24 protein-coding genes are annotated in these 23,370 nt (G+C 46.4%); 11 read left to right on the top strand and 13 right to left on the bottom strand.

Annotation, left to right across the window (positions count from 1 at the left end; translation table 11 throughout):
• The first annotated feature begins 19 nt into the window (after positions 1–19).
• Entirely contained in the window at positions 20–2,173 is a 2,154-nt protein-coding gene (locus AC1DCV_RS19910) for an ATP-binding protein (RefSeq protein WP_477024798.1), read from the top strand.
• Between the two features lie 88 nt (positions 2,174–2,261).
• Here AC1DCV_RS19910 and AC1DCV_RS19905 read toward each other — a convergent pair whose 3' ends face one another.
• Positions 2,262–3,863, bottom strand: coding sequence for an ABC-F family ATP-binding cassette domain-containing protein (locus AC1DCV_RS19905; RefSeq protein WP_477024797.1), 1,602 nt, complete (start codon positions 3,861–3,863; stop codon positions 2,262–2,264).
• A 309-nt stretch (positions 3,864–4,172) separates the two neighbouring features.
• Here AC1DCV_RS19905 and AC1DCV_RS19900 point away from each other — a divergent pair, with 309 nt between their 5' ends.
• The 3 genes from AC1DCV_RS19900 to AC1DCV_RS19890 are packed head-to-tail and all read left to right on the top strand — an operon-like array spanning position 4,173 to position 5,557.
• A complete protein-coding gene (locus AC1DCV_RS19900) occupies positions 4,173–4,694 on the top strand; it encodes an RNA polymerase sigma factor (RefSeq protein ID WP_477024796.1) in 522 nt (173 codons plus the stop codon).
• Positions 4,675–4,932: a hypothetical protein gene (locus AC1DCV_RS19895; RefSeq protein ID WP_477024795.1), complete on the top strand. Its 258-nt coding sequence runs from the start codon at positions 4,675–4,677 to the stop codon at positions 4,930–4,932. Before AC1DCV_RS19900 ends, AC1DCV_RS19895 begins: the two co-directional genes overlap by 20 nt.
• Position 4,933: 1 nt before the next feature.
• A complete protein-coding gene (locus tag AC1DCV_RS19890; protein ID WP_477024794.1) occupies positions 4,934–5,557 on the top strand; it encodes a ClpP family protease in 624 nt (207 codons plus the stop codon).
• Here AC1DCV_RS19890 and AC1DCV_RS19885 read toward each other — a convergent pair.
• Positions 5,554–5,967, bottom strand: a complete 414-nt coding sequence (locus tag AC1DCV_RS19885; protein ID WP_477024793.1) for a hypothetical protein — start codon at positions 5,965–5,967, stop codon at positions 5,554–5,556. The genes AC1DCV_RS19890 and AC1DCV_RS19885 overlap by 4 nt on opposite strands.
• 126 nt (positions 5,968–6,093) lie before the next feature.
• Between AC1DCV_RS19885 and AC1DCV_RS19880 the strand changes: the two genes are divergently transcribed.
• Positions 6,094–6,465 (top strand): VOC family protein, encoded by a 372-nt coding sequence (locus tag AC1DCV_RS19880; RefSeq protein WP_477024792.1) that lies wholly within the window; start codon positions 6,094–6,096, stop codon positions 6,463–6,465.
• Here the strand turns inward: AC1DCV_RS19880 and AC1DCV_RS19875 are convergent, their stop codons facing one another.
• The 7 genes from AC1DCV_RS19875 to AC1DCV_RS19845 form a co-directional block, all read right to left on the bottom strand.
• Positions 6,466–7,851: an efflux transporter outer membrane subunit gene (locus tag AC1DCV_RS19875; RefSeq protein ID WP_477024791.1), complete on the bottom strand. Its 1,386-nt coding sequence runs from the start codon at positions 7,849–7,851 to the stop codon at positions 6,466–6,468.
• 44 nt (positions 7,852–7,895) lie between these two features.
• A complete protein-coding gene (locus AC1DCV_RS19870) occupies positions 7,896–11,057 on the bottom strand; it encodes an efflux RND transporter permease subunit (RefSeq protein ID WP_477024790.1) in 3,162 nt (1,053 codons plus the stop codon).
• A 37-nt stretch (positions 11,058–11,094) separates the two neighbouring features.
• Complete coding sequence (locus AC1DCV_RS19865) at positions 11,095–12,234, bottom strand: efflux RND transporter periplasmic adaptor subunit (protein ID WP_477024789.1); 1,140 nt, start codon at positions 12,232–12,234, stop codon at positions 11,095–11,097.
• 244 nt (positions 12,235–12,478) lie between these two features.
• On the bottom strand, positions 12,479–12,904 hold the full coding sequence (locus AC1DCV_RS19860) for a VOC family protein (RefSeq protein WP_477024788.1): 426 nt from the start codon (positions 12,902–12,904) through the stop codon (positions 12,479–12,481).
• 105 nt (positions 12,905–13,009) lie between these two features.
• Positions 13,010–14,116 carry an ABC transporter permease gene (locus tag AC1DCV_RS19855; protein WP_477024787.1) on the bottom strand — a complete coding sequence of 369 codons (1,107 nt, stop codon included), beginning with the start codon at positions 14,114–14,116 and terminating at the stop codon, positions 13,010–13,012.
• 14 nt (positions 14,117–14,130) lie between these two features.
• Positions 14,131–14,898, bottom strand: a complete 768-nt coding sequence (locus AC1DCV_RS19850) for a DUF1295 domain-containing protein (RefSeq protein WP_477024786.1) — start codon at positions 14,896–14,898, stop codon at positions 14,131–14,133.
• Positions 14,895–15,875 carry an NAD-dependent epimerase/dehydratase family protein gene (locus AC1DCV_RS19845; protein WP_477024785.1) on the bottom strand — a complete coding sequence of 327 codons (981 nt, stop codon included), beginning with the start codon at positions 15,873–15,875 and terminating at the stop codon, positions 14,895–14,897. Before AC1DCV_RS19845 ends, AC1DCV_RS19850 begins: the two co-directional genes overlap by 4 nt.
• Before the next feature lie 103 nt (positions 15,876–15,978).
• On the opposite strand from AC1DCV_RS19845, the gene AC1DCV_RS19840 reads away from it, so the two are divergent.
• The 4 genes from AC1DCV_RS19840 to AC1DCV_RS19825 all read left to right on the top strand — a co-directional run bounded on the left by AC1DCV_RS19840 (position 15,979) and on the right by AC1DCV_RS19825 (position 19,244).
• Positions 15,979–16,809, top strand: coding sequence for a helix-turn-helix domain-containing protein (locus AC1DCV_RS19840; protein WP_477024784.1), 831 nt, complete (start codon positions 15,979–15,981; stop codon positions 16,807–16,809).
• Positions 16,810–17,219: 410 nt separating this feature from the next.
• The gene (locus AC1DCV_RS19835) at positions 17,220–18,116 is read left to right on the top strand and encodes an SMP-30/gluconolactonase/LRE family protein (RefSeq protein ID WP_477024783.1); all 897 of its coding nucleotides are present in this window, start codon (positions 17,220–17,222) and stop codon (positions 18,114–18,116) included.
• Positions 18,117–18,173: 57 nt separating this feature from the next.
• Entirely contained in the window at positions 18,174–18,536 is a 363-nt protein-coding gene (locus AC1DCV_RS19830) for a hypothetical protein (RefSeq protein WP_477024782.1), read from the top strand.
• 66 nt (positions 18,537–18,602) lie between these two features.
• Positions 18,603–19,244 carry a murein L,D-transpeptidase catalytic domain-containing protein gene (locus AC1DCV_RS19825; RefSeq protein ID WP_477024781.1) on the top strand — a complete coding sequence of 214 codons (642 nt, stop codon included), beginning with the start codon at positions 18,603–18,605 and terminating at the stop codon, positions 19,242–19,244.
• On the opposite strand, the gene AC1DCV_RS19820 is transcribed toward AC1DCV_RS19825, so the two are convergent.
• Both AC1DCV_RS19820 and AC1DCV_RS19815 read right to left on the bottom strand, forming a co-directional pair.
• Complete coding sequence (locus AC1DCV_RS19820) at positions 19,227–20,231, bottom strand: phosphotransferase enzyme family protein (protein WP_477024780.1); 1,005 nt, start codon at positions 20,229–20,231, stop codon at positions 19,227–19,229. The two genes, AC1DCV_RS19825 and AC1DCV_RS19820, sit on opposite strands and share 18 nt — an antisense overlap.
• A gap of 47 nt (positions 20,232–20,278) precedes the next feature.
• Positions 20,279–20,815: a GNAT family N-acetyltransferase gene (locus AC1DCV_RS19815; protein ID WP_441574864.1), complete on the bottom strand. Its 537-nt coding sequence runs from the start codon at positions 20,813–20,815 to the stop codon at positions 20,279–20,281.
• A 52-nt stretch (positions 20,816–20,867) separates the two neighbouring features.
• Here AC1DCV_RS19815 and AC1DCV_RS19810 point away from each other — a divergent pair, with 52 nt between their 5' ends.
• On the top strand, positions 20,868–21,533 hold the full coding sequence (locus AC1DCV_RS19810; RefSeq protein WP_477024779.1) for a YiiX family permuted papain-like enzyme: 666 nt from the start codon (positions 20,868–20,870) through the stop codon (positions 21,531–21,533).
• 82 nt (positions 21,534–21,615) lie between these two features.
• On the opposite strand, the gene AC1DCV_RS19805 is transcribed toward AC1DCV_RS19810, so the two are convergent.
• Both AC1DCV_RS19805 and AC1DCV_RS19800 read right to left on the bottom strand, forming a co-directional pair.
• On the bottom strand, positions 21,616–22,050 hold the full coding sequence (locus AC1DCV_RS19805; RefSeq protein ID WP_477024778.1) for an SRPBCC family protein: 435 nt from the start codon (positions 22,048–22,050) through the stop codon (positions 21,616–21,618).
• Positions 22,051–22,105: 55 nt separating this feature from the next.
• Positions 22,106–22,441, bottom strand: coding sequence for an ArsR/SmtB family transcription factor (locus AC1DCV_RS19800; RefSeq protein WP_477024777.1), 336 nt, complete (start codon positions 22,439–22,441; stop codon positions 22,106–22,108).
• A 151-nt stretch (positions 22,442–22,592) separates the two neighbouring features.
• Between AC1DCV_RS19800 and AC1DCV_RS19795 the strand changes: the two genes are divergently transcribed.
• Entirely contained in the window at positions 22,593–23,369 is a 777-nt protein-coding gene (locus AC1DCV_RS19795; RefSeq protein WP_477024776.1) for a GDSL-type esterase/lipase family protein, read from the top strand.
• The last annotated feature ends 1 nt before the right edge of the window (position 23,370 follow it).

Below are 23,370 nucleotides of genomic sequence, written 5' to 3'. Positions count from 1 at the left end.
CTGTAATCGCTCTGGCCATATGCGTAAGTCGCTTTTATTGTTCATAGTGTCATTGGCACTCATTTTCGTATTGCTGGTAATATCGTTTTTTTCTGGCTACCGGATCCATAGTCAAAGCGCGGCAAAGCTGTTGCTGGCAACGGATACGCTGATGATAGATGACCCCTCTGTTCACTTAATGGACTCCGCACTTTTTACCCTGAATGATGCAGAGAATAATTTCCGCCTGTATACGGTTCTGTATGAACGAAAATACCTGCAGACCTTTTCATCAGAGCTGGGCAACGTGTTATCGATGGTAGATACCATCAGCCATTCGTTGAGCAGCAGTAGTAACGATCAGCAGTTTAAAGACCTCATTAAAGAAAAAGAAACGGTTTCCGGCAACATTGCCGCGCTGAAAAAGGCTACCGACTCCATGTTAACCGGCTCACTCAAAAACGATATGATCGATAAGCTGCTCAGCAGCATCCCGGTATATAATGTAAAGCAGATTAAAAAAGAAAAAGTCACTATCGATACGGTGAATAATGTACAGGAACCCAAAACAGGGAAGAAAGGGTTCTTTAAAAGATTGGGAAATGCCTTTGCCAACAAAAAAGATACGGTAAAAGCACAGATCAATATCCGCGTGAGAACAAAAGATGGCCACGTAATAGATAAGGAAACCTATGATGCCATGCAGTTGAAAAAAGTGGTGACAGATGTAAACGGTTACTATAAAGATATTCTAAAGAAGCAACTCACGAACCGGTTAAAACTGAATGACCAGGAATCTTCGCTGGCAGGCAATAACATCATCATGATGGAACAGCTAAAGGCATTGTTGATATCTCTGCGGGAAAATGCCGCAAAGCAGCACCTGCTCACCAAACAGTCGGCTCAGCAGGTGGTTACCAATAGTACATCCGACATGAAGAGCATGACGGCGAAAGGCCTGATTGCACTGTTGCTTTTTACTGTTATCATTATAGCAGGAGCCTGGGTGATGCGGAAAAAGAATCAGCAACTCAAACTCGCTAAACAGGTGGCAGAGGAACAAACAAGGGTGCGCACGGACTTCCTGAATAATATGAGTCATGAAATGCGGACGCCGTTGACCTCTGTAGCCGGCTTTACGGAGCAACTGGAATATACGCCGTTGAGCCCCGCGCAAAAAGGTATGGTGTCTTCTATAACATCCGCTACCAATATGCTGATACAGGTGGTGAATGATGTACTGGATTTTTCCAAGCTGGAGAACGATTATATTTCCTTCACGCCACAGCCTTTTGTATTATACCAGGTATATAACGAAGTGGTAGATATGATGCGGGTACAGGCAGTAAAGAAGCACCTGGAATTCCAGGTAAGTTTTGAAGGAGATAAAAACGGACAGGTGAATGGCGATGTTTTTCGCCTGAAGCAAATCCTGGTCAACCTCCTCAGCAATGCTGTTAAATACACCGATAAGGGCAGCATCACTGTAATGGCTACACTGAGTCCACAAAATGATACGCAATCGCTGTTCAGCTTTACTGTAACTGATACCGGAGAAGGTATCAGTCCGGAGGCACGGCAACATTTGTTTGAGCGCTTCTTTCAGGCAGGCAATGCGCGGAGCAGCACCAAGGGCACCGGGCTGGGACTGGCCATCACCAAACGCCTGATCAATTTACAGGGTGGGGAGATTTTAGTGAAGAGTGAACTGCATAAAGGTTCCAGCTTTATTTGCGAGATCCCTTATGAAAAAGTATCTGTGCCGCTGATGATAACCCAAAGCCCCAAAGACATCCAGGAGCTGACCGGAGCTTTTATGGAAGGTCGTTACGTACTCATTGCTGACGACCAGGAGATGAACCTGCTGTTGCTGAAGCTTATACTGACCCGATGGAAATGCCGTTTTGATATGGCCACAGATGGTAACAGTGCCATGGAGCTGTTTAACCAGTATAATTATGACCTCGTATTGCTTGACCTGCATATGCCAGGTATGAGTGGGATAGAAGTGATGGAGCAAATCCGCAAGGATAAAGACCCGGAAAAAGCACGCGTAGTATCATTGGCATTGACCGCCAATATTACTGCAGATGATGAAGCAGCCTTCAGAGCCGCAGGCTTTAATGGCTGGCTGCTGAAGCCTTTCCGGGAAAAAGAAATTTACCAGGAGATTATGAAATATCTGCTGGTGTGAGCATAAAGCATAAAGCAAAAAGCTATTGAACCGAATAATAATATTATTTGCATCCGCTTCAATAGCTTTTTGCTTTGCGCTTTCTGCTTTACGCTTTCTTTAATTCCAGGTCACCGGTAATTCCAGCTTCTGTTATAAAAGTTTTATCGTGAGATATCAATAGCAATGTTCCTTTATACTCCGAAAAAATCTGCGTCAGTATTTTGATATTAGGCAGATCCAGGTTATTAGTGGGTTCATCCAGCATAATCATATCCGGTGCTTTATTTTGCAGGGTCATACTGCAGAGTGCCAGTCGCAGCATTTCACCACCGCTCAATACCGCGCAGGATTTGTCCCAGGTGTCGGGGCCAAAGAGAAAATTCACCAGCACCGTTTTAACCATAGAAATCTCCTGACGGGTTTCATTAAATGCCACAGCCTGTTCGAGAATGGTTTTACTACGGTCAATGAGACTGTAATCCTGATCGAGCAACAGACTGCGGGTGTTGGCCACATAGAGTTCACCGGTGGCTGGTGCAAGGTTACCCAGAAGTAATTGCAGCAAGGTGGATTTACCACTGCCATTGGCTCCTGTGATGGCGAGGCGGTCGCCGCTGCGGAGGGTAAACGATAATGGCTTTTCCCAGAGCATGCTGCCAGGTGTCCAGCTATAGTTAAGGTCCGTAGCCTGCGCCAGTATTTTACCACGATGCAGGGCCGACTGTTCAAAGTACCCTTTCATGATACGCTGTAACTGGGCCATCGCGGCTACTTCCTGCAGTTCTGCCGCCAGGTCGCTCACTTTTTCGGTATGCACCTGTTCTAATTTTGCGGTAGATACTTCGGCGGCGTTTCTTCGGCCGTTGATCAGAATTTTCGGGATGCCACCGGTTTTAGCCTTTTTCCGCGCTTGTGCATCCGCATGCTGTTTACGTTCTATGGCTATCTGCCGTTGCTTCTTCGCTTCCTTCCAGGTTTTTTCCTGGTTGGCAATACGTTGTTGCAGGGCATTTGTTTCCACCTCTTTCTGGGCAGCATAAAAATCATAGTTGCCCCCATAAGCTTTGATGCCATCGGCCTGTAATTCCCAGATGGGCTGGCATAAACGCAGCAGCTCCCGGTCGTGGCTAACGATCAGCAACGTGCAGTTAGTGGCGGCTACCCAGGCATAGAGTTGTTCCCGGGCTGCATAGTCGAGGTGGTTGGTAGGTTCATCCAGCAATACCACCGGTGGATCGAATATGTCGATGCCGGAAAGAAACAGCCTTGTCTTTTCGCCGCCGCTGAGGGCCGCTAAAGGCTGATGGGGTGTCACCTGCGGGATGCCCCATTTTTCTATTGCCGCCTGGTAACGGGCAGGGATATCCCAGTCGTCACCGATGATATCAAACCAATGTTGACTGGCATCGCCGGCGGTAATCGCCCCGAGGGCATGGAGCTTCTCTGCAATACCACACGCTTCTGCAACAGTAAGGTGATTAAAATGCCCGAAATGCTGTGGTACATAGTACAAGGCGTCACTGGCGTTTACCGTGCCGGAAAACGGCCTTTCCTGTCCGGCAATGATCTTTAATAAAGTAGATTTACCGGCACCGTTATGACCGGCAATCGCTGCTTTGTCTCCTTTGTTAAGCGTAAAGTGAATATCCTGGAATAGCATTGCTCCGGAGGGAAGCTGGTAGCTGATATGTTGTGCGCTGATTAGCATATAAAATCGTTTGGAAATGAAAGTTTCCGGACGTGGTCCGTTGGCAAGGGCGGGAAATGATGGTCATCATTTTCATGTCAGTAAAATTTAGGTGAAGCAAATCAGCATATGCAGCAGCATATCTGTGATAGACGTTAAATAAATATATTGATAGGTGGATTAAAACACGCCGGACGGCATGTTTACAGGATCAGCCTGTTTTGTGTATGTGGATTATAATTTCATGATGGGGCAAAGGTAAAAAAAAAATTCTTAAATTCTGGGTGATATTTGGTTGGTTACAGACACTAGTATATAAAACCAGGCTCTATGCGTCATCATGAAGATCAGTGGTTGGAAGAAATATACCGTAATACCTTGCCACGGGTAGCAAGCATCGTTTATCAGATGGGGGGCAACCTGGAGATGGCCAAAGATATTTTCCAGGACGCCGTGATTATCTATCTCGAAAAACAAAAAAATCATACGCTGCCTGCCAACGTGTCGCCGGCAGCTTATATTTCCGGGATCGCCAGGATCTGCTGTATCCGGAAAATGAAACAAACAGGGAGGTATACCTCTCTCGATCATATAAATACCGATATAGCAGTGCCGGCAGATTATTATGCGCCGCCGCCGGTAGCCAAACCATTACTGGACTACTTAAAGGCCGCGGGCAAACGTTGTCTGCAACTACTACAAGCCTTTTATTACGAGCAACATTCCATAGAAGAAATTGCCACAGATTTTAATTTCAAAACCGGCCACTCCGCCAGCGTACAGAAATACAAGTGCCTTGAAAAAGTAAGGGAACAGATTAAACAATCAGATTATGCGGAAACCGTTAGCTGAAATACAGGAAATAGACCAATACCTGCAGCGGGAAATGAGCGCATCTTCCCGGCTTGTATTTCAGGCCCGTATGCTGGTAGATCCCATCCTGCGCGATAAAGTACGCCATCAGCGCAAAGCCCTGCAACTGCTGGTTTGGCTGGTCCGGGAAGAAAAACGCGCACAACTGGATACCGTTTTTCAACGACTCATGCAGGACGAACTATTCAACAAATCCATCACTTCAATTTTTAAATAACATGGCATTTTTAATTCCTACGGTGATCGACGGCGACAGCCGCGGCGCCTTTGATATATACAGCCTGCTGCTGAAAGAAAGAATCGTTTTTCTCGGCACAGCGATCGATGACCAGGTGGCCAACCTCATGGTGGCGCAACTGCTGTACCTCGACAGCGAAAATCACCGGCCTATCAATATGTACATCAACAGTCCCGGTGGTGTGATTTATGCCGGCCTGGCCATTTATGATACCATGAAAATGCTGAAGTCGCCGGTGTCTACGATGGCGGTTGGTTTTACCGGCAGCATGGGCACTATTATCCTCACGGCTGGGGCCACAGGGCAACGCTATGCATTACCCAATGCCACCATCCACATGCACCCATCCAGTGGCGGCGCCAAAGGGTATACAGAAGACGTACGCATCGCTTTCCGCGAGCAACAAAGACTACAGGATAAAACGTTCCAGGTGATCGCCAAACACGCCGGGCGCAGCGTAGAAGAAGTGGCGGCTGCTTTCAATAATGATCACTTCATGACGGCAGAAGAAGCGAAAGCATTCGGACTGGTAGATGAAGTACTCAATACTACGGAAGCATTGCCCGCACTGCCATTCCGCCAGGAATTACTTATCGGATCCTAAAAAACAGCATCCTTATCCCATACCGCCATCGTCACAAAATGCCAGGTAAGATTTTCTTCCTGGTACCATACCGTGATATTTTTTTCTCCATTATACCAGGTCACTTCTTTGATGGGTATACGCTTGTGCAGATAGTCACGGCGCTTATAGAAGTTCAGCAACCCAATCCTGAATTCAGATAAGGAATCGGACATGTAAAACTCCGTGGCTTCATCCGATGGCCCGGCGATGGCAATGGCTTCTTCCAGTGTTTTATTTTTCAATAAAGCAGGTGCCACGGTATCGGGTGGTTGGGCCTGCCCGGCTACAACAGTATCCATAACAGGTTGTCCGGTTTCTGTACTCGCCGGAGCCGTGTGGCAGGCAATGCTCATAATGGTGGCACAGGTGATAACGATAGCAATGCGCATAGCAAGTGGATGGTTTGGATAAACTATTCTTTCGCAATTTACTATTATCTTGCCGGTGCAATGTAGTAGCAACCCCATTTTTTAGTAAATTCAGTGACTACTTCAGCACAAAAGCACCGTATTGTTATGAGATTAAGAGTCGCCAGGCATACCACTTCACTGGATCAGATCATTAGTTTTTATCAGGATGTATTAGGCTTCCGGCAATTAGGATCTTTTCAGGATCACAGTCAGTATGATGGCGTGTTCCTGGGCCTGCCCGGAGAAAACTGGCACCTGGAGTTCACCGTTTCCAAAGATGCACCGCAGCATCAGCCAGACGAAGATGACCTGCTGGTATTATACCCCGAGACAAAAGAAGTCTTTACCAAAATGCTGCAAAAGGCCCGCAGAGCGGGAACACCGGAAGTAAAAGCAAAAAATCCATACTGGAACGAACACGGTATTACGTTGTTGGATCCGGATGGTTTCCGGCTGGTGCTGGTAATGGTGAAATAATTATTTCCACCCGCCGCCTAAAGCGCGGTATAAGAAAACGATGGACTGCAGCTGTTGCAGGTGGTCGTTTATTTTATTCAGTTGGGCCGACAAGAGGCTCTGTTGTGCATTCAGCACCTCGGTATAATTTGCAAATCCGTATCGTACCAGTTCCTGTGTATAATCCACCGACAGTTGCAGGTTTTGCAATTGCAGCCGCCGTGAGTTGGTTTTTTCCTGCGCCGTTTGATAAGAAAATAAGGCATTGGATACTTCCTGACCTGCCGTCAGCACGGCGGTGCGGAAGCCCAGCGCTGCCTGTTGCTGTTGTTCCTGTGCTACCTTTAACCTGGTTCTGTTGATACCCTGGTTGAAGAGCGGCTGCGCTAATCCTGCTGTCAGGTTACTCAGCCAGGAACCCGGGCCGGTAAGCGAAACATAGCTGGTAAAACCACCGGACGCGGATATGGTGAGGGCAGGATAGAAGTAGGTGCGTGCTACATTCGTTAATTCAAAATAATATCGAAGGTTATATTCTGCTGCCTGTACATCCGGCCGGTTAGCCAGCAGTTGCGCAGGCACACCTGTTTTCAGTAACATAATGGGCTGCTGATTGTCGATGCTGCTGCGGACAACAGGTCCTCCAATACGCCCCAGCAGCAGGTTCAGCGTGTTTTCTGTTTCCCGGATCGATTGCTTCAGATCAGGGATCGTTACTTCTGCTGCATATCTGCTGGCTTCACTTTGTACTACTGCTGCCCCGGTAACAACATCCGCCTTTTTCAATTCTTTCATCACCTCTACGGTAGCTTGCCAGTTGACCACCGTTTGCTGGGTAATCTTCAGCTGCTGATCCAGTGCCATGAGGTTATAGTAGTTGTTGGCAATGTTGGCTATCAGCGCCGTTTGCACCGCTTGTGCATTTGCGGTGGCCTGTAACAGGGAGGCTAGTGCTGCCCTTCGGCTGCTGCGGAGCTTTCCCCAGATATCGGCTTCCCAGGCGGCGGTGAGTTCTACGCCGTATTGTTGTGGGGTAACTGTTCTACCGGTATTCTTTTGATTGGATGCGCCGTTAAAAGCCGCGCTGGCATCTGCATTCACAGCAGGATACAGCGCCTGTCTGCTTTGTGAATAGCTGGCCGCCGCCTGCCGCATACGTGACCAGGCCACCTGCAGATCCAGGTTATTACGAATACCTTCTGTGATGAGTTGTTGCAGTAAGGTATCTGTAAAGATATCTTTCCAGTGAAGGGTAGCAATGGTGTTGGTGTCGGTGGTCGTTACATCGCGATAAAGATTTTTATCCGCGATGCCGGGCGACTGATACGGCCGTACAATATGACAGGCCGATAGCATGATTGCCAGGCCGCCAATAAAAAAAATAATATTTGAAACACGAAAATGCATGCGCTGATATTTTTGATATACCTGTCTGCGAACAGGATAGTTTTTTAAGATGCAGTTTGCTCCGTATGCGGAGGAACATCATTTTCTTCTTCTTCCTTTTCCGGTGCACGTTGTATTTTTTCCTGCAGTGTCTGGAAGACGATAAACAAAGTAGGGGTAATGAATATACCGAAAACCGTTCCCACCAGCATACCACCTACTGCCCCTGTTCCGATAGAACGGTTACCGTTGGCACCCGCACCACTGGCTATCATAAGCGGTACCAGTCCCAGTATGAATGCAAAGGACGTCATCAGGATAGGCCGTAACCTGGCCTGCGCACCGCTGACGGCTGCTTCGGCTATACTCATTCCATTACGTCTTCGCTCTACCGCATATTCTACGATCAGGATTGCATTTTTTGCGAGCAACCCAATCAGCATAATCAGCGTGATCTGCACGTAAATATTATTACTGATACCAAACAGTAACGCAAACAGGAAGGCGCCGAAAATACCCACTGGAATAGCCAGTAAGATGGCAAACGGCAACAGGTAGCTTTCATACTGGGCACTCAGCAGCAGGTATACGAATATGAGACATAGCAGGAAGATAAAGATGGTTTGACTACTACCTGCCAGCTCCTCTCTCGTAATGCCGGAAAATTCAAATCCGAAACCCGCCGGCAACGTTTCTGCGCCCGACTCCTGTATGGCCGCAATGGCCTGTCCGGAGCTGTAAGACGGATTCGGCGTGCCGCTGATACTGATAGAATTGAACAGGTTAAAACGCGTGATGGCTTGCGGGCCATACGTTTGCGACAACGTAACAAACTCAGTAATCGGCACCATCACGCCATCTCCGGTGCGCACAAATACTGCATTCAAGCTTTCCTGCGTCAACCGGTATTCAGGGGAAGCCTGCACCATTACCCGGTATTGCTGCCCGAACTGATTGAAGTTAGACGCATAGATACCGCCATAATATCCCTGCATCGCATTGGTAATATCTGTTACATTCAGTCCCGCATCCTTGATCTTTGGTACATTCACATTCATCAGGTACTGCGGAAAGTTGGGATTAAAGGAAGTGGTGGCAAACTGTATTTCAGGGCGCTGCGTCAGCACGCTGAGAAAATCTTTGTTCACTTTATAAAAGTGTGCAATATCGCCACCGGTTTTATCCTGCAGCTGGAAAGCAAATCCGTTGGAGGCGCCAAAACCCTGTATGGTTGCTGGTGCAAAGAACTTTATCTCTGCTTCGGTCATATCAGCAGACTTCTTGTTTAGTTCTTTGATGATATCCTGTATGCTTCTCTTCCGCTGATCCCAGGGTATCAGTCGCATTACCACCATGGCATAGTTACTACCTGTGCCGGACAACTGTCCGCGACCAGTAACGGCCAGCACATTATTGATTTCAGGTATAGTGGCTGCCAGCTTTTCTATTTTACGTGTTACGATATCTGTCCGCTGCAAAGATGCATCCGGTGGTAAACTGATGTTACAGTTAATCGTACCCAGATCCTCTTCCGGCACAAAGGCGGTAGGCGTCATCTTGGCCAGTATAATCAGTCCAGCTGTAAATAGTACAAGCACCCCGAGTGGTATCCATTTCCGCCTGCTGAAAAAAGTAAGAGTGCTGGTATATCGTTTGGTGAGTCTTTCAAACGCCACATTGAATGCCTGGTAAAAACGCTGCAGGAAGTTCGTTTTCTTCGTATGGTCGTCTCCGTGAGGTCGCAGGAAAATGGCACAAAGTGCAGGGCTCAGGGTCAGCGCATTGATAGCCGACAACACAATGGCAATGGCCAGCGTAAGACCGAACTGCTTATAGAAAATACCAGAGGAGCCACCGATAAAACTCACCGGAATAAATACGGCAGACATCACCAGCGTAATAGATACGATGGCACCGGATATCTCATCCAGGGCGTCTATACTGGCTTTGCGGGCCGACTTATACCCCGTATCCAGCCTTGCATGCACCGCTTCCACGATCACAATCGCATCATCCACCACAATCCCGATAGCCAGGATCAGCGCGAACAAAGTGAGCAGGTTAATGGTGAAGCCAAACAGCTTCAGGAAAAAGAAAGTACCTATAATCGCTACCGGAACAGAGATGGCCGGTATCAACGTAGAGCGAAAGTCCTGCAGGAAAATAAATACCACTACAAACACCAGTATAAATGCTTCGAACAGTGTATGCAATACCTTGTCGATAGAGGCGGTCAGGAAGTCATCTACGTTTTGCAGTATCACATACTTCACACCTTTGGGGAATGTTTTGGAAGCGGCTTCCATTACTTTCAGTGTTTGTGTGATCACATCACGTGCATTGGAACCGGCCACCTGCGCCACACTCACGGATACGGCCGGATAGCCGTTGGTACGGGTGCTATTGAAATAGCTAAGCGCACCCAGCTCTATACGCGCCACATCTTTCAGCCGCAGCAAACGGCTACGCAGATTCGATCGCAACACAATGTTGCCAAACTGGGTAGTATCTACCAGCGTACCAGGGTATTTGATAACATACTGGAAAGCCTGGCCACCACTTTCGCCGAACTGCCCGGGAGCTGCCTGAATATTCTGCTCAGATAATGCCGCGGTAATATCTGCCGGTATCAGTCCATAACTGGCCATGGCCTGGGTATTCAGCCATATGCGCATGGAATAGTCCATAGATCCCGAAGCGGAAGCATCGCCTACACCAGGAATACGTTTGATCACCGGGGTGATATTGATATCTGTAAAGTTCTGTAGAAAGGTTTGGTCAAACGAAGGATTGGTACTGTATACAGAAAAGATAAGCAGGTTACTGGTTTGTTTTTTCTGCACGGTAACGCCTGAACGGGTGACCTCCTGCGGGAGTAAAGGTGTTGCCCTGGCTACTGCGTTCTGTACGTTCACCGCGGCCATATTGGGATCGCTGCCAATCTTAAAGCTCACCGTAATATTGGCGGAACCGTCATTGCCGGCAGTGGAGGTGATATAGTCCATGTTTTCCACGCCATTGATCTGCTGTTCCAGCGGAATCACCACACTTTTCAGTACCACATCTGCATTGGCGCCACTGTAGGAGGTTTGCACCTGGATGGTAGGTGGGGCAATGTCAGGATATTGGGAGATGGGGAGTGATACCAGCCCCAGTATCCCCAGGGTGACAATAATGATGGATACAACTGTTGACAATACCGGCCGCTCTATAAATCTTCTTAACATGTTATTATTTTAATGGATCGGGTAATGATCCTATTGCTCAGAGACTGTTATACACGCTGTCTGCATTCACCATACGGGGATTAATCACCTGGTCTTCCCGCAGGTTGCTGATGCCATCGATCACAATTTTATCGCCTTTTTTTACACCGTGCTGTACAACGAAGGATTGTCCGGCCGCAGCGGCATTGGAACCTATGTCTACGGACTTCACTTTATTGTCGGCATCCAGCACATACACAAACAGTTTGCCCTGTATCTGATAGGTGGCCTTCTGAGGCACCAGCAAAGCAGTGTCTATGGTTTGCGGAATGCGTACAATGGCGCTGCTGCCGCTGCGTACCAGTCCGTCAGGATTAGCAAAGGTGGCCCGCATATTCAGGGCACCGGTGGAAGGGTTAATTAATCCGCTGGCAGTTTCTACCCGACCTTTGCGGGGCAGCACAATGCCGTTGGCCAGCACCAGCGTTACCGGCGGCATGGTGGCCAGCTTATCCTGCATGGTAACCCCTTTGGACGAAAGGAAGAAATCCAGTCCCTGTCTTTCATTGATAGAAAAGTAAGCGTAGATAGTAGAGATATTGGAAACAGTAGTCAGCGGATTAGTGGTGGTACTATTAACCAGGCTGCCTATTTTATAAGGAAGTATGCCTATCACCCCGTCAGCAGGGCTGTTGATGATGGTATAGCTTAAATTGGTTTTAGCATTATTGAACGCTGCATTCGCCTGGGCCAGCGCCGCCTGTTTGGACTGCAGATTATATGCCGCGGCTTCCAGTTCATAGGCGCTCACAATATCTTTTTCTACCAGTGGTTTTACCTTGTTAACCTGCATCTGCGCCGCATTTACATCGGCTACCGCAATTTTTATATTGGCTGCTGCCGTATTTACATTCTGTTCATACTGCGGGGCGTTGATCCGGAACAGCAACTGTCCTTTTTTTACAGTTGCTCCCTCATCAATGTAAATGGCATCTACATAACCATCGATCTTAGGCCGGATCTCAATATTCTGCACACCCATGATGGTAGCAGGATAATCGGAATTGATGACCGCACTTTGTGGTTGAAGAACGATGACGGGGTAAGGCTTTACAGTGGCTTGTTTGCCGCCACCCTTATTGTTTTTACAGGCACCCAGTACAAAAAAGAGGACAAGTGCGATAGTAAATTTACTCATAGCATTACGGTTCGTTTAAGAAGATCCATTCTTTTGTTATACAGTAACAGTGATCCCGGTACTTGTGTTCATGGTTACCAGAAATAGTATCGTTTAGACAGCCAGGATGCTGATGGGTTTATTACCACAATAGTTAAACACTGTTAAAGCCAGGAGCAGCAAGGGTAGAGAGCAGTAAAAAAGCCGAAAGCCATCTCCCCGGAGATAGCTTTCGGCTTTAAAAAAAGTGAATGGGGAAAGTGGATCAGCCTTGTTGAGCGTAATCAAAATTGATCAGCCATTGTATGCCGAATTGATCAGCAAACATGCCGAAATAGGCGCCCCAGGGAGCTTTACCCATGGGCATATGCACCTGGCCGCCGGCGGATAAACTATTAAAGAGGTGGTCTGCTTCCGCTTCGCTATCCGCCTGGATGGCTACGGAAAACTGGTTGCCTGCTGCTATCGGCCCCATACTTTCCATGCTGTCGCTGCCCATTAAAATGGTGTTTTTTCCAATCGGTAATGCTACATGCATAATTTTGTCCTTTTCGGCCGGCGCGCTTTGGTCCGGAGCACCTTCACCAAAACGGACGAGCGTCAGGAATTCACCACCGAATGCAGCCTTGTAGTGATTGAAAGCTGTCTCACAATTGTTGCCGAAAGTTAAATAAGGATTGACTGCTGCCATGATAAATTATTTTTTGGGAATTACTGTTAATGCTTCAAAGGTATTATCCTCCCTGCATATACAAGGAGGTTGGTTAGGACAATCATAGGGGCAATTGCGACATACTTACTCCCATTTGAATAACCTCACCGAAAGAATGGCCACAACGGTAGCCCAGATAATCAGTCCCAGCAGCTGCATGGGTATTTGCCAGATATGCAGGCCTTCAAACGCTATTTTGCGCAATCCGTCTACAAAGAAAGTGAGGGGCAGCATTTCGCAGAAAGTGCGCAGCCACATCGGGTAGTTATCTATCGGAAAAAATAATCCGCATAACAGGATCCGTGGCACGGTCAGCGTATTGGCTACGGGCGCAATAGAACTTTCATTACGGATCAGGCCACTGATAATAAAACCGATGCCCATAAAGATGATCAGTCCGAAAACCGATAGCAGCAACATTTCCAGGAAGGTAATGAAGCCATTGACCAGCGTGAAATGAAATGCATAATATCCCAGGGCAGTAATAATGATAAAGCAAATGATTTGAAATAACAGGCGGCTGATCATCTCACCCAGCAACAAAAAGGAACGTTTGATCGGCGTTACGTATATGCGTTTCAGTACTAGAGTATTCCGTAAATTAAACAGCAGGAAGGCGGAGCCGAAAACACCTGCCATCAATAGGGAGAAACCCAGTTGCCCCGGTAAAATAAAATCGATTTGCCGGTACACCCGGCCCGGTATATTTACCGTTTGGATACTGGCTGCTACAGGTTGATCCGGTAATACCTTCCGGTTTACATCGGTAGCGGCTTCCTGTAACGCCGCCTTTATCAGTGGCAGCTTATCGGCCACGGCACTGCTGCCCAACAGATCAGTGCCAAAATGTGGTATCCCGTTTACCAACGCCGGCGGATGCAGGTATAAGATGCCCGCTATTCTGCCTTTCTTTAAATCGGCCAGCATAGCGGCAGAATCTTTACCAAAAGAAAGATCAAATATAGCAATGGATTTGATGGCAGCATACATCGGGCTGCTGCTATCGCTGTGAGGTGACAATACAATTTTTACTTTCACGGCTGTATTGTCCACCATAGCCCCAAACACCGTGACGAAAATGATAGGAAATAACAGGGCAAATACAATGGAGGTAGGACTGCGCAAGGTGGCAATAAGACTCGCTTTTGACAATACCAGTGCCGCTTTAAACTGACTATATTTTTTTGACATACACTTCTTTAAAGTTACCAGATAAAAGGTAATAATGCTTTACGGTTCGCCGGATATTCAGGGAACTGTTGCCGGTACCAGCGGTGATTCGCCAGCGCACGGGGGATAAGATTGGCACAGGTCCAGATAAAAAATGCCAGCGCCGGTAAACTCCAGGTGAGCAAGGCATAACCACCCCATTCCAGGATTTCACCCGCGAGGTTGGGAGAGGATATATATTTAAAAAGACGACCAGGCGGTATTTTGTAACCTGTCTCCGTTTTTTTTCGCAACTGTATCAGCTGGTAATCTGCATTCCAGTTAATGAACATACCGGTGAAAAAAAGCAGTATCCCCGCGATGAATGCAGGCGCGGTATACCAGTCATCCGGATAATGCCCGAAGGCCGCAAACCAGATGCCCAGCAGGGAGCCATTGACCGTATTAAACAGCATGGCAGATAACATAATCACCACTGGCATCTTTTTACCTTTGGTACGTATCATGAACGGATATACGAAACTGCGGTGCAGGTAATGCAGCAGGAATAAAAAAATCATAACGCCGGCGGGACTGTGCCAGTTGAAGGTTTTAACAGGTATCCAGGTAAAAAAGGAAACCAATACTGTGGCTTCCATGAGCAGCCATCCGATTTTGTTGCTGATCATGGGTCCCCATTGTTCACTGCTATAGCGGCCATAAGGCGCTTCTTTGCGTAACAGGTATAACCCGGCGCCAATGCCGGTTGCTGCCCAGCAGCAAATAAAAGCAACATATCCTTTTAGTGGTAAATAGTCAATCATTTGATAGCACCTGTTTGTTTAAACCAGTCAATGGTATCCTGTAAGGTTTCCGTAAATGCACGGGGCTGGAACTGAAGCTCCGCCTGTGCTTTTGAATGGTCTATTTTTTTATTACTGTAAATAAGGTTGTACACAGACTGTCTCGTATAAAAAGGAGGTCCGCCACGGAGGGCAGCCAGCATTCTCACCAGGGGCAGCATACCGAATACGAGCCACAAAGGTACTACCGGCAGGGATATGCTTTTACCTTTTATCCGGCCTGTTTCTTTGCTGAGGGTTACCAATGAGGCCCATGTGCCGCTCAACAGGTATACTTTACCGGCAGTACCCTGGGTGATAGCATTAACAATGGCGCCTGCCACATCTCTCACATCCACAAAATCAACACCGCCGGGAAACAGGGCCGGTATTTTTCCGTTATAAATGTTGACTACTGCTTTGCCTATCAGGGAGGGCTGTTGATCATATGGTCCCATCACGGCGGTGGGCGCCAGTACAATCACTTCCATGCCATTGCCGTTATACTCCAATGCAATGGCCTGAGATACCGCTTTTGAATGGTCATAGCTGTGCTGCACATCTGATGCGGGGCCGCGGCTTTCATCCATCCGTTCGTCATACGGCGCCTGGTTAAACGCCGTCACAGAACTGAGATGAATAAACCTTTTAACGCCTGCCTGCATGGCTGCTGACGCAAGAAGGCGCGTACCACTGGTATTGACCAGGAAAAGATTTTCATCCGGTTTATCATCTACTGAAATCATAGCCGCCAGATGTATTACCACATCCACATCTGCTACCAGTTCCTGCAGGCTTTCGCCATCTAACAGGTGCCCATATACGAATTCAATGCCATCGGGCGGATTTGCAGGTGGTTGCTTACGGGTAAGTACACGTAGTGTATGTGCGTGGGATAGCAATAAAGGAGTCAGTACAGTACCTATATAGCCAGATGCGCCTGTTATTGCAATTTTCATCTTAAATATCAAATGGGTTTAATCCGTAAAAGATAACGCAAATCGGTAGCATTGGTCGCCTTTTTTAATATATTAGCAGCAAAGCCTATAGCTGAGCATAACAATGAAATCAAAAGTTTACAAGCCACATCCGGCTTTGCAGGATCTGGTCAATTGTATAAGTATTTATGGGGTAGACTTCACCCAAAAACAGGCCTTCACAAATATCTACAGATTTGTGCCTGCTTATCAGCGTTATATCATTTTCTACCTGGAAGACCCGATTAAAGTACTCAAGTCAGGCGATGATGATTTTATTACCAAGGCTACCTGTGTGACTATTGGTCCCCAGGATCAGACAGTAACACTCGACATGGGAAATCATCACCTGGCCGTATGTATCGCCTTTCAACCCGGTGGTTTACACCGGCTCTTAAAGGTGCCGATGTCCGAACTTTACGGGGAGGACTTTGATACCCGTTTGTTGCTGGGTAATCAGGAAATAGCGGAAATCACAGAACGACTGAAAGAAGCGGATAACTGGGATCACATGGTAAGTATCACAGAGTTTTATTTGCTGAAAAAAGTCACCCAATTGAAGCCTTTGTTGCCGGTAGACCAGGCCATGGCTGCGCTGGTAAGCACTTCCGGCAATGTGACGATGGAAGAGCTGGCTTCTGTAGCTTGTCTCAGCCTGAGACAGTTTGAACGAAAGTGTATAGAACGCCTGGGCATGCCGCCCAAGCAATATGCCAGCCTGATCCGGTTCTGCAAGGCCTATCAGCTGAAAGAACAGTTTCCCGAGAAAACATGGACTGAAATAGCTTACAGCAATGGCTATTATGACCAGATGCATTTTATCAGGGACTTCAAAAAATTTGCAGGCATTACCCCGTCATTTATTGACGAGGAAGAACTGAAAAATACCATAAGACTACATAAATTAATGAGGTAAGCAGAAAAAAGATGTCGTTTTTGTACTATGTAGCCATTACTTCTCTGGATAACTTTGCCCCGTAATCAGCTGGAAAACTGTTAGCACATCAAAAACACCTGACTGGAACGCCATTCTAAAATCGGGTAACAAATCATCCAGCATTGTTTACCCCAAAATATTTCCAGGCTGTCTTCACAATTAATGTCAACGGTTCACTTATTATCAGACTACATTATTTTATATTTTGCTTCTTGAGGCTGGTTATTTTCATGGCCGGTAAACTGGCTGCGTTGATTCGTGGCCGATTACTTTGTAGGATAAACGTAGCAATACGTTTATCCTTTTTTTGACACCTGTGAGGAGCCGGATTTTTTTTAGTAAAAATTCTCCGCCATAATTATTACAATTGTGGAAATTGAAGAATCATTATGCGAGTGAGATTTTATTCCACGTTATTACTTTGTATGGGTGGTATCCATGCTATGGCCCAGGATTCTCTTCCTCCCACTGTAGCTGATAATGMCCGCCCTGAGCTGATTTCAAAACAATTTGCCTTTACAGAAGGTCCGGTAACGGATAAAAAAGGGAACCTTTATTTTACAGATCAGCCCAATGATAAGATCTGGAAGTACAATACCCGCGGACAATTCTCTGTGTTCCTGGAAAAATCGGGTCGCTCCAACGGACTGTATATGGATCCCAAAGGCAATATCATTGCCTGCGCAGATGAGAAAGATGAGTTATTATCCATCTCTCCCAAAGGGAAAATAAAAATACTGGTAAATAATTTCGGGGGACACCGGCTCAACGGACCCAATGATGTTTGGGTAGCGCCCAATGGCGGCATTTATTTTACAGACCCTTACTATCAGCGTGATTACTGGGATCGCAAACAACCGGATATAAAGGAAGAGAGAGTATACTACCTGGCGCCAGGCACTAAAATACCCGTGATAGCCGCTGCCGGTTTTGTAAAACCTAATGGGATCATTGGTACCCGCGATGGTAAACTGGTGTATGTAGCAGATATAAACGGAGGTAAGGTGTACCGCTACGATGTCAATAAAGACGGCACCCTGTCCGGGCAGTATTTAATGGCTTCCAAAACAACAGATGGCCTGGCACTTGACAGTGAAGGCAATCTGTATCTATGCGGTAGCGGCATTACGGTGATTAATAAAGAGGGGCAGCAAACAGGTCATATTCCCATCCCCGAAGGCTGGACGGCCAATGCCTGCTTTGGTGGAAAAGATAATAATATCCTGTTTATTACAGCCGGCAAAGGACTATATATGCTGAAGATGAAAGTAAAAGGAGGGGAATAGCGGTCTTTAATTTTACGGGAAGTTGTAATATTGCGTTTTGAAACTAAAAACAAGATTATGTCAGTTGCGATGGATATCATGCGTGCCCTGGACCCTGCAGGTTTGGAAAGGTTTAAAATTAACCTGGATACACCCGTGCAACCGGAAAAGATAGGAGAGGTGTGGACTCTGAAAGTGGTGCCGTTTGAGCATACTGAAGCAAGCAGGAAGGCATTTAACCAACTGTTTGATAATCAGAAAACCGCTAAATCATGGGTGGTAGAAAATAAAGAAGAAGCTATTGCCGTGGTGCAGGAACTCTACCTGCAATATGCCGATAAACTGCCGCAGCCCTTTGATGCAGCACAACTGAACATCGAAAATTATCCTGCCACGGGCCGTTACTCTATCCTCATTCATATTAAAGAGATCTGGGAATAATCATGATGCCTCTGCAAATATTTTGCGGAGGCATATGGAAAATACAGCTGGCTGCATCTGTAAAATATGGTATTCACAAAAGGAGGCAACTCATGGTGGCTGGCATGGCTGCTTGCAGGTTGTTTGGTTGCCTGTAACGATAAAAAAAGAGATCGGAGTAATGCTTCCGTAGTGGCCACCCCGCCATTGCCAGTGATGGTACCTGATCCGGCCATACTGCGCCACAAAGCAGACCAGCTGCAGCAATATGCAGCGGCGCATGGTTATAATACACGTTACGCTTTTCTGGCAGACTTTAAAGTATTTTCCGGTGGCAAAAGATTTGTTTGCTACGATCTTCTGCATCATCAAATAATCAGCACAGGCTTAGTGTCACACGGGCAAGGACCCGATTTCAGGGCAGAGAAGCCCGTCTTTTCCAATGTTGTTGGTAGTCGTTGTTCTTCACTGGGTAAATATCGTATAGGCGGCAAGTATAGTGGCCGCTTTGGAACGGCATATAAATTATACGGGCTGGATAGCAGTAACAGTAATGCGTTTAACCGGTTTGTGGTGTTGCATAGTTATCCCAGTGTTCCACTCACCGCACAAAATGAAGGTATTGTACGCAGTGATGGTTGCCCGATGTTGAATCCGGATTATTTTGCTACCCTGGAACCCTACCTGGATAAAGCTTCCCGCCCCATACTGTTATGGATTTACCGCTGATGCTGCCGGCAGGTACAAATCATAATAACGTTTCACCAGCACATTGATAAATCTTTTCAGATAGGCTTCATTCAGGAAGGAGTTAGACCAGTTATCATAACGTTTACATTGTATGCCGAGGTAAAAGACATACAGGCATACACCCAACACCGGTAATAAGCGCTTTTCTTCTGCACTGATGGGCATCACCGAGGTATAACCATCCAGGAAAGCATCCATTTTTACCTGGCATTCCGGCATTTCCCGGAGCACGCTATGCAGCTGCAAAATGTAGTAGGCAATGTCCAGGCATTGCCAGCCGTTCCCACAAAAGTCGAAATCAAAAAGGGTGATATCTCCCTGCTTATTGATATTCATATTATCAAACCAGATATCCATGTGAACCACGCCCAGCCTGATAGCGGAGGTATCTGCGCCCTGCAATTCCTTCAGCAGGTATTGTTGGGTACTGCGCATAAATACCATTTCCGGTGTATCTGCTTCGAGGAATTTGTTGATATAAGGCATCGGATCCTCGAGCAGGGTGGTGGTGGTATAAGTGATCCTGTTTAGCGGAAAGTTTTGCGTAAGCTGGTGCATGCGGGCCATGACGGCACCGGTTTTGAAATGAATTTCATCCGCATAGGAATGCAGTTTTTCCCCTGCCGCAAAAGTGAACAGCACGCCGAAACGCTCACCTTCCGGGGCATTGAGCGCTTGCAGATAATGTCCGTTCTTATCTGCCACCGCGGAAGAAACGGGTATACCATGATCTTTCAGGTACTGGAGTAGCCGGATTTCTTCCATGATCTCTTCCGGTGTTCTCCAGTTCAGACTGTATACGCGGAAAACATATTTATCCGAAGCGGTTGTTACCCGGTAGGTATCATTGATACCTGCTTTGATCAGGTGGCAGTCAACACCTGGCACCAGATCATACTGCGACTGCAGCAACGGGGCCAGGTGAGCAGCCGAAAGTTGGGAATTGGAAACCGGAAAATGATTCATGGGGTACGCTTAAAGTGAAAAGGGGCGCCAAGGTAAACAAGTATTTCTTATTGCGCTTTAGGAAGTGGTAAGTCTAACCGCATCAGAATATCTGTTTGTTTTTCATCACCCAGCATGAAAGGGTGCTTATTGAATTCGAAAAATCCATTTTTTTCATAGAACGCAATTGCCTTGGTATTATGTTCCCATACACCCAGCCAGAGGAATGGAGCTTTAATCTCATTGGCTGCATTGAGTGCATGACTGAACAACAGTTGCCCGATTTTCTGACCCTGGTGAGATTTTAATACGTATATGCGTTCCAGTTCTACCGCTCTGCTGTTGAAGACTTCGGTTTGTGCTCCCTTGTAATTCAGTTTCATATAACCGATCGGCTGGTTTTTCAGCATAGCAAAGAAAAACTCAGAATCCGGGTTGCTCATTTCGGACGACAATTTAGCGATACTGAGATTTTCCTGCAGGTAATGCTTCATATTTTCCGGGGTATTGTCAGCAGCAAAGCTCTCCTGGAATGTTTGTCTGGCAATTTGTTGTAACAGTTCCACCTCCGCAGTGATGGCGGGCACGATAAGTATAGTATTCATTTCTTTTTAGCTTATTAATAATACAATTTATTTTTACTTTAAATTTCCGTGTATGTCTATGTTCAGAAAAACGATTTTCACTATTCTGCTGCTACTTGTTGTCGCAGGGTCCTTAATGGCTGCACGTACTTTCATTTCCGGCCATCTTTTTACGAAGAAAATGTCTACCATACCGGATGTACGGGAAGGCGATATTATTTTTCAGATATCGCAATCAGGCTTAAGTACGGCCATTCAGTTAGCAACGCATTCCAAATATAGTCATTGCGGAATAATTTTTAAGGGAGATGATGATCAATGGTACGTATATGAGGCATTACAACCAGTGAGATATACGCCACTGCGCCAATGGATAGCCCGGGGAAAGAAGGGCTACTATGTGGTTAAGCGGCTCAAAGATGCCGCCACTGCGATTACACCGGCAGTGATCACGAAAATGAAGGCCGCTGGTAAACTATTCAATGGGAAAGATTATGATTTTTATTTTGGCTGGTCAGATGAACGGATTTACTGTTCTGAACTGGTATGGAAAATTTATAAATCCGCTACAGGATTGGAGATAGGGAGCCTGCAAACCCTGAAGGAATTTGATCTGAGCAGCACTGCGGTAAAACAGCAGATGAAAGCTATTTATGGCGATCACATTCCGTTAGACGAAAAAATAATTTCACCGGTAAGCATGTTTGAATCACCATTGCTGGTAACGGTGAAGGAATAAAGAATTACGAATTACGGGATTTACGCAATTGGTATTCGCTTTCTATCCTGTAATTCGTAATTCCTGATTCGTAATTCTTTTTTTATTTCGCCAGGAAATCAGGCAGGGATGTACCCAGAATATGATTCCAGCCTGATGTAAAACTTTCCACTGCAAATGCAGCATCCGCAGTAACCGGGAATGTATGCAGTCCGGTATGCGTTAATTTCAATTTTGTTTTGTTGCCTTCCGGGAATAGTTCCCAGGTTACTTCTGAATCGCCTGCATAACCTTCATATCTCCAGGTGTAGCTGAGTTTTTTAAGCGATTCTACTGCCGTTACTTTGCAGCGATGCAGATATTCTTTCTGCTCACCATCTTTTCCGGCACTGAAGGTAAATTCAAAACCTACTCTGGCTTCAAAGGCAGGGAGCTTAAAATACCATTGCTGTAGTTTTTCATTGTCTGTAATGGCTTCCCATACTGCTTTTACAGGCGCATTCAGTGTCCGTTCAACAACGAGTGGATTGTTACTCATGGAGTACTATATTTTATAGATGAATAGATATTGACGGGTGTTTGATACCGACAGCTTATTCCGACTGTTTTTTCCTGCGGGGACGGGGCGATTTAGCCAGAAAAGTTTCCAGGTCATCCAGTTTACCTGACCAGAAAGCATGGTACTGCGCTGTCCAGTCTGCCACGGTTTTCAATTGTTTTAAATCGGCGCTGCAATAGCGCTCCCTGCCTTCCTGTTTAATCGTCACCAGTCCACATTCCGTCAGAATCCGGATATGCTTGGAGATGGCGGGACGGCTGATATCAAAATTATCCGCGATGCTGTTGAGGTTTAAAGAGGCGTTTGCCAGTAAACCAATGATCTGCCGCCGGGTGGGATCTGCTATTGCCTGAAATACATCTCTTCTCAAGTTGTTTGGTTTTAAATTGTGTAACCTTTCGGTTACAAATATAGGTAACCATTTGGTTACGCAAAAATTTTTTTTCAAAAGACAGCTTCTTATAAAAAATGCATAATTATCCGCTGAACATATTATTTTACACGATTCAATGCTTATCCACATGATGAACAAACTATCTTTTGCCCTTTGCTTCTTTTTCCTGCTGTCGGGCATTACAGCTATGTCGCAGTCAAAAAAACTGAACATTGTTTTTATTGGAAACAGTATCACACAGGGTGGGGGCCTGGCACATCCGCAGCAGGACGCGCCACCGGTAAAAGCCTGGGAATGGCTGAAACAAGCCATGCCGGATGCAGTGATCAATTATAGCAACCAGGGCGTGAGTGGTTCTACTACCGTTGATTTTCTGCCCGCCACCAATCGTTTATTCAACAACGTTATAAAAGCAGCAGATGCCTTTAAAAGCGATAAAGACGCTACACTGGTATTTTCTATGGTACTTGGTACTAACGATAGCGCTATAGAAGGTCCTAATGGCTCACCCGTATCTCCGGCAAATTATAAAGTCAATGTAAAGACGATCCTGGACCGCCTGTTAAAAGATTATCCCGGTTGTATCATCATTTTGCATCATCCTACATGGTATAGTCCCAATACCCAAAACAGTTCCCGCTACCTTGCAGAAGGATTGGCGAGATTGCAATCTTACTTCCCGGTATTAAATACCATTGTGGCCGAGTACCGTACCAGTCATCCTAAACAGGTATATACCGGTTACACCGGCGGATTTAAATACTTTGAAAAACATCCGGAACTATTCATACAGGAACAAGGTAAAGTGGGCATCTTCCAATTGCATCCCAATGAGCAGGGAGCCGCACAACTGGGTGTTTTCTGGGCAAAGGCGATAAAGTCAGTAGTCACCAGGTTAAAGTAAA

The organism is Chitinophaga sp. 10T418, assembly GCF_056394125.1.
The sequence above is the reverse complement of the archived record's forward strand: the minus strand, read 5'-3'. Positions and strand labels throughout refer to the sequence as shown.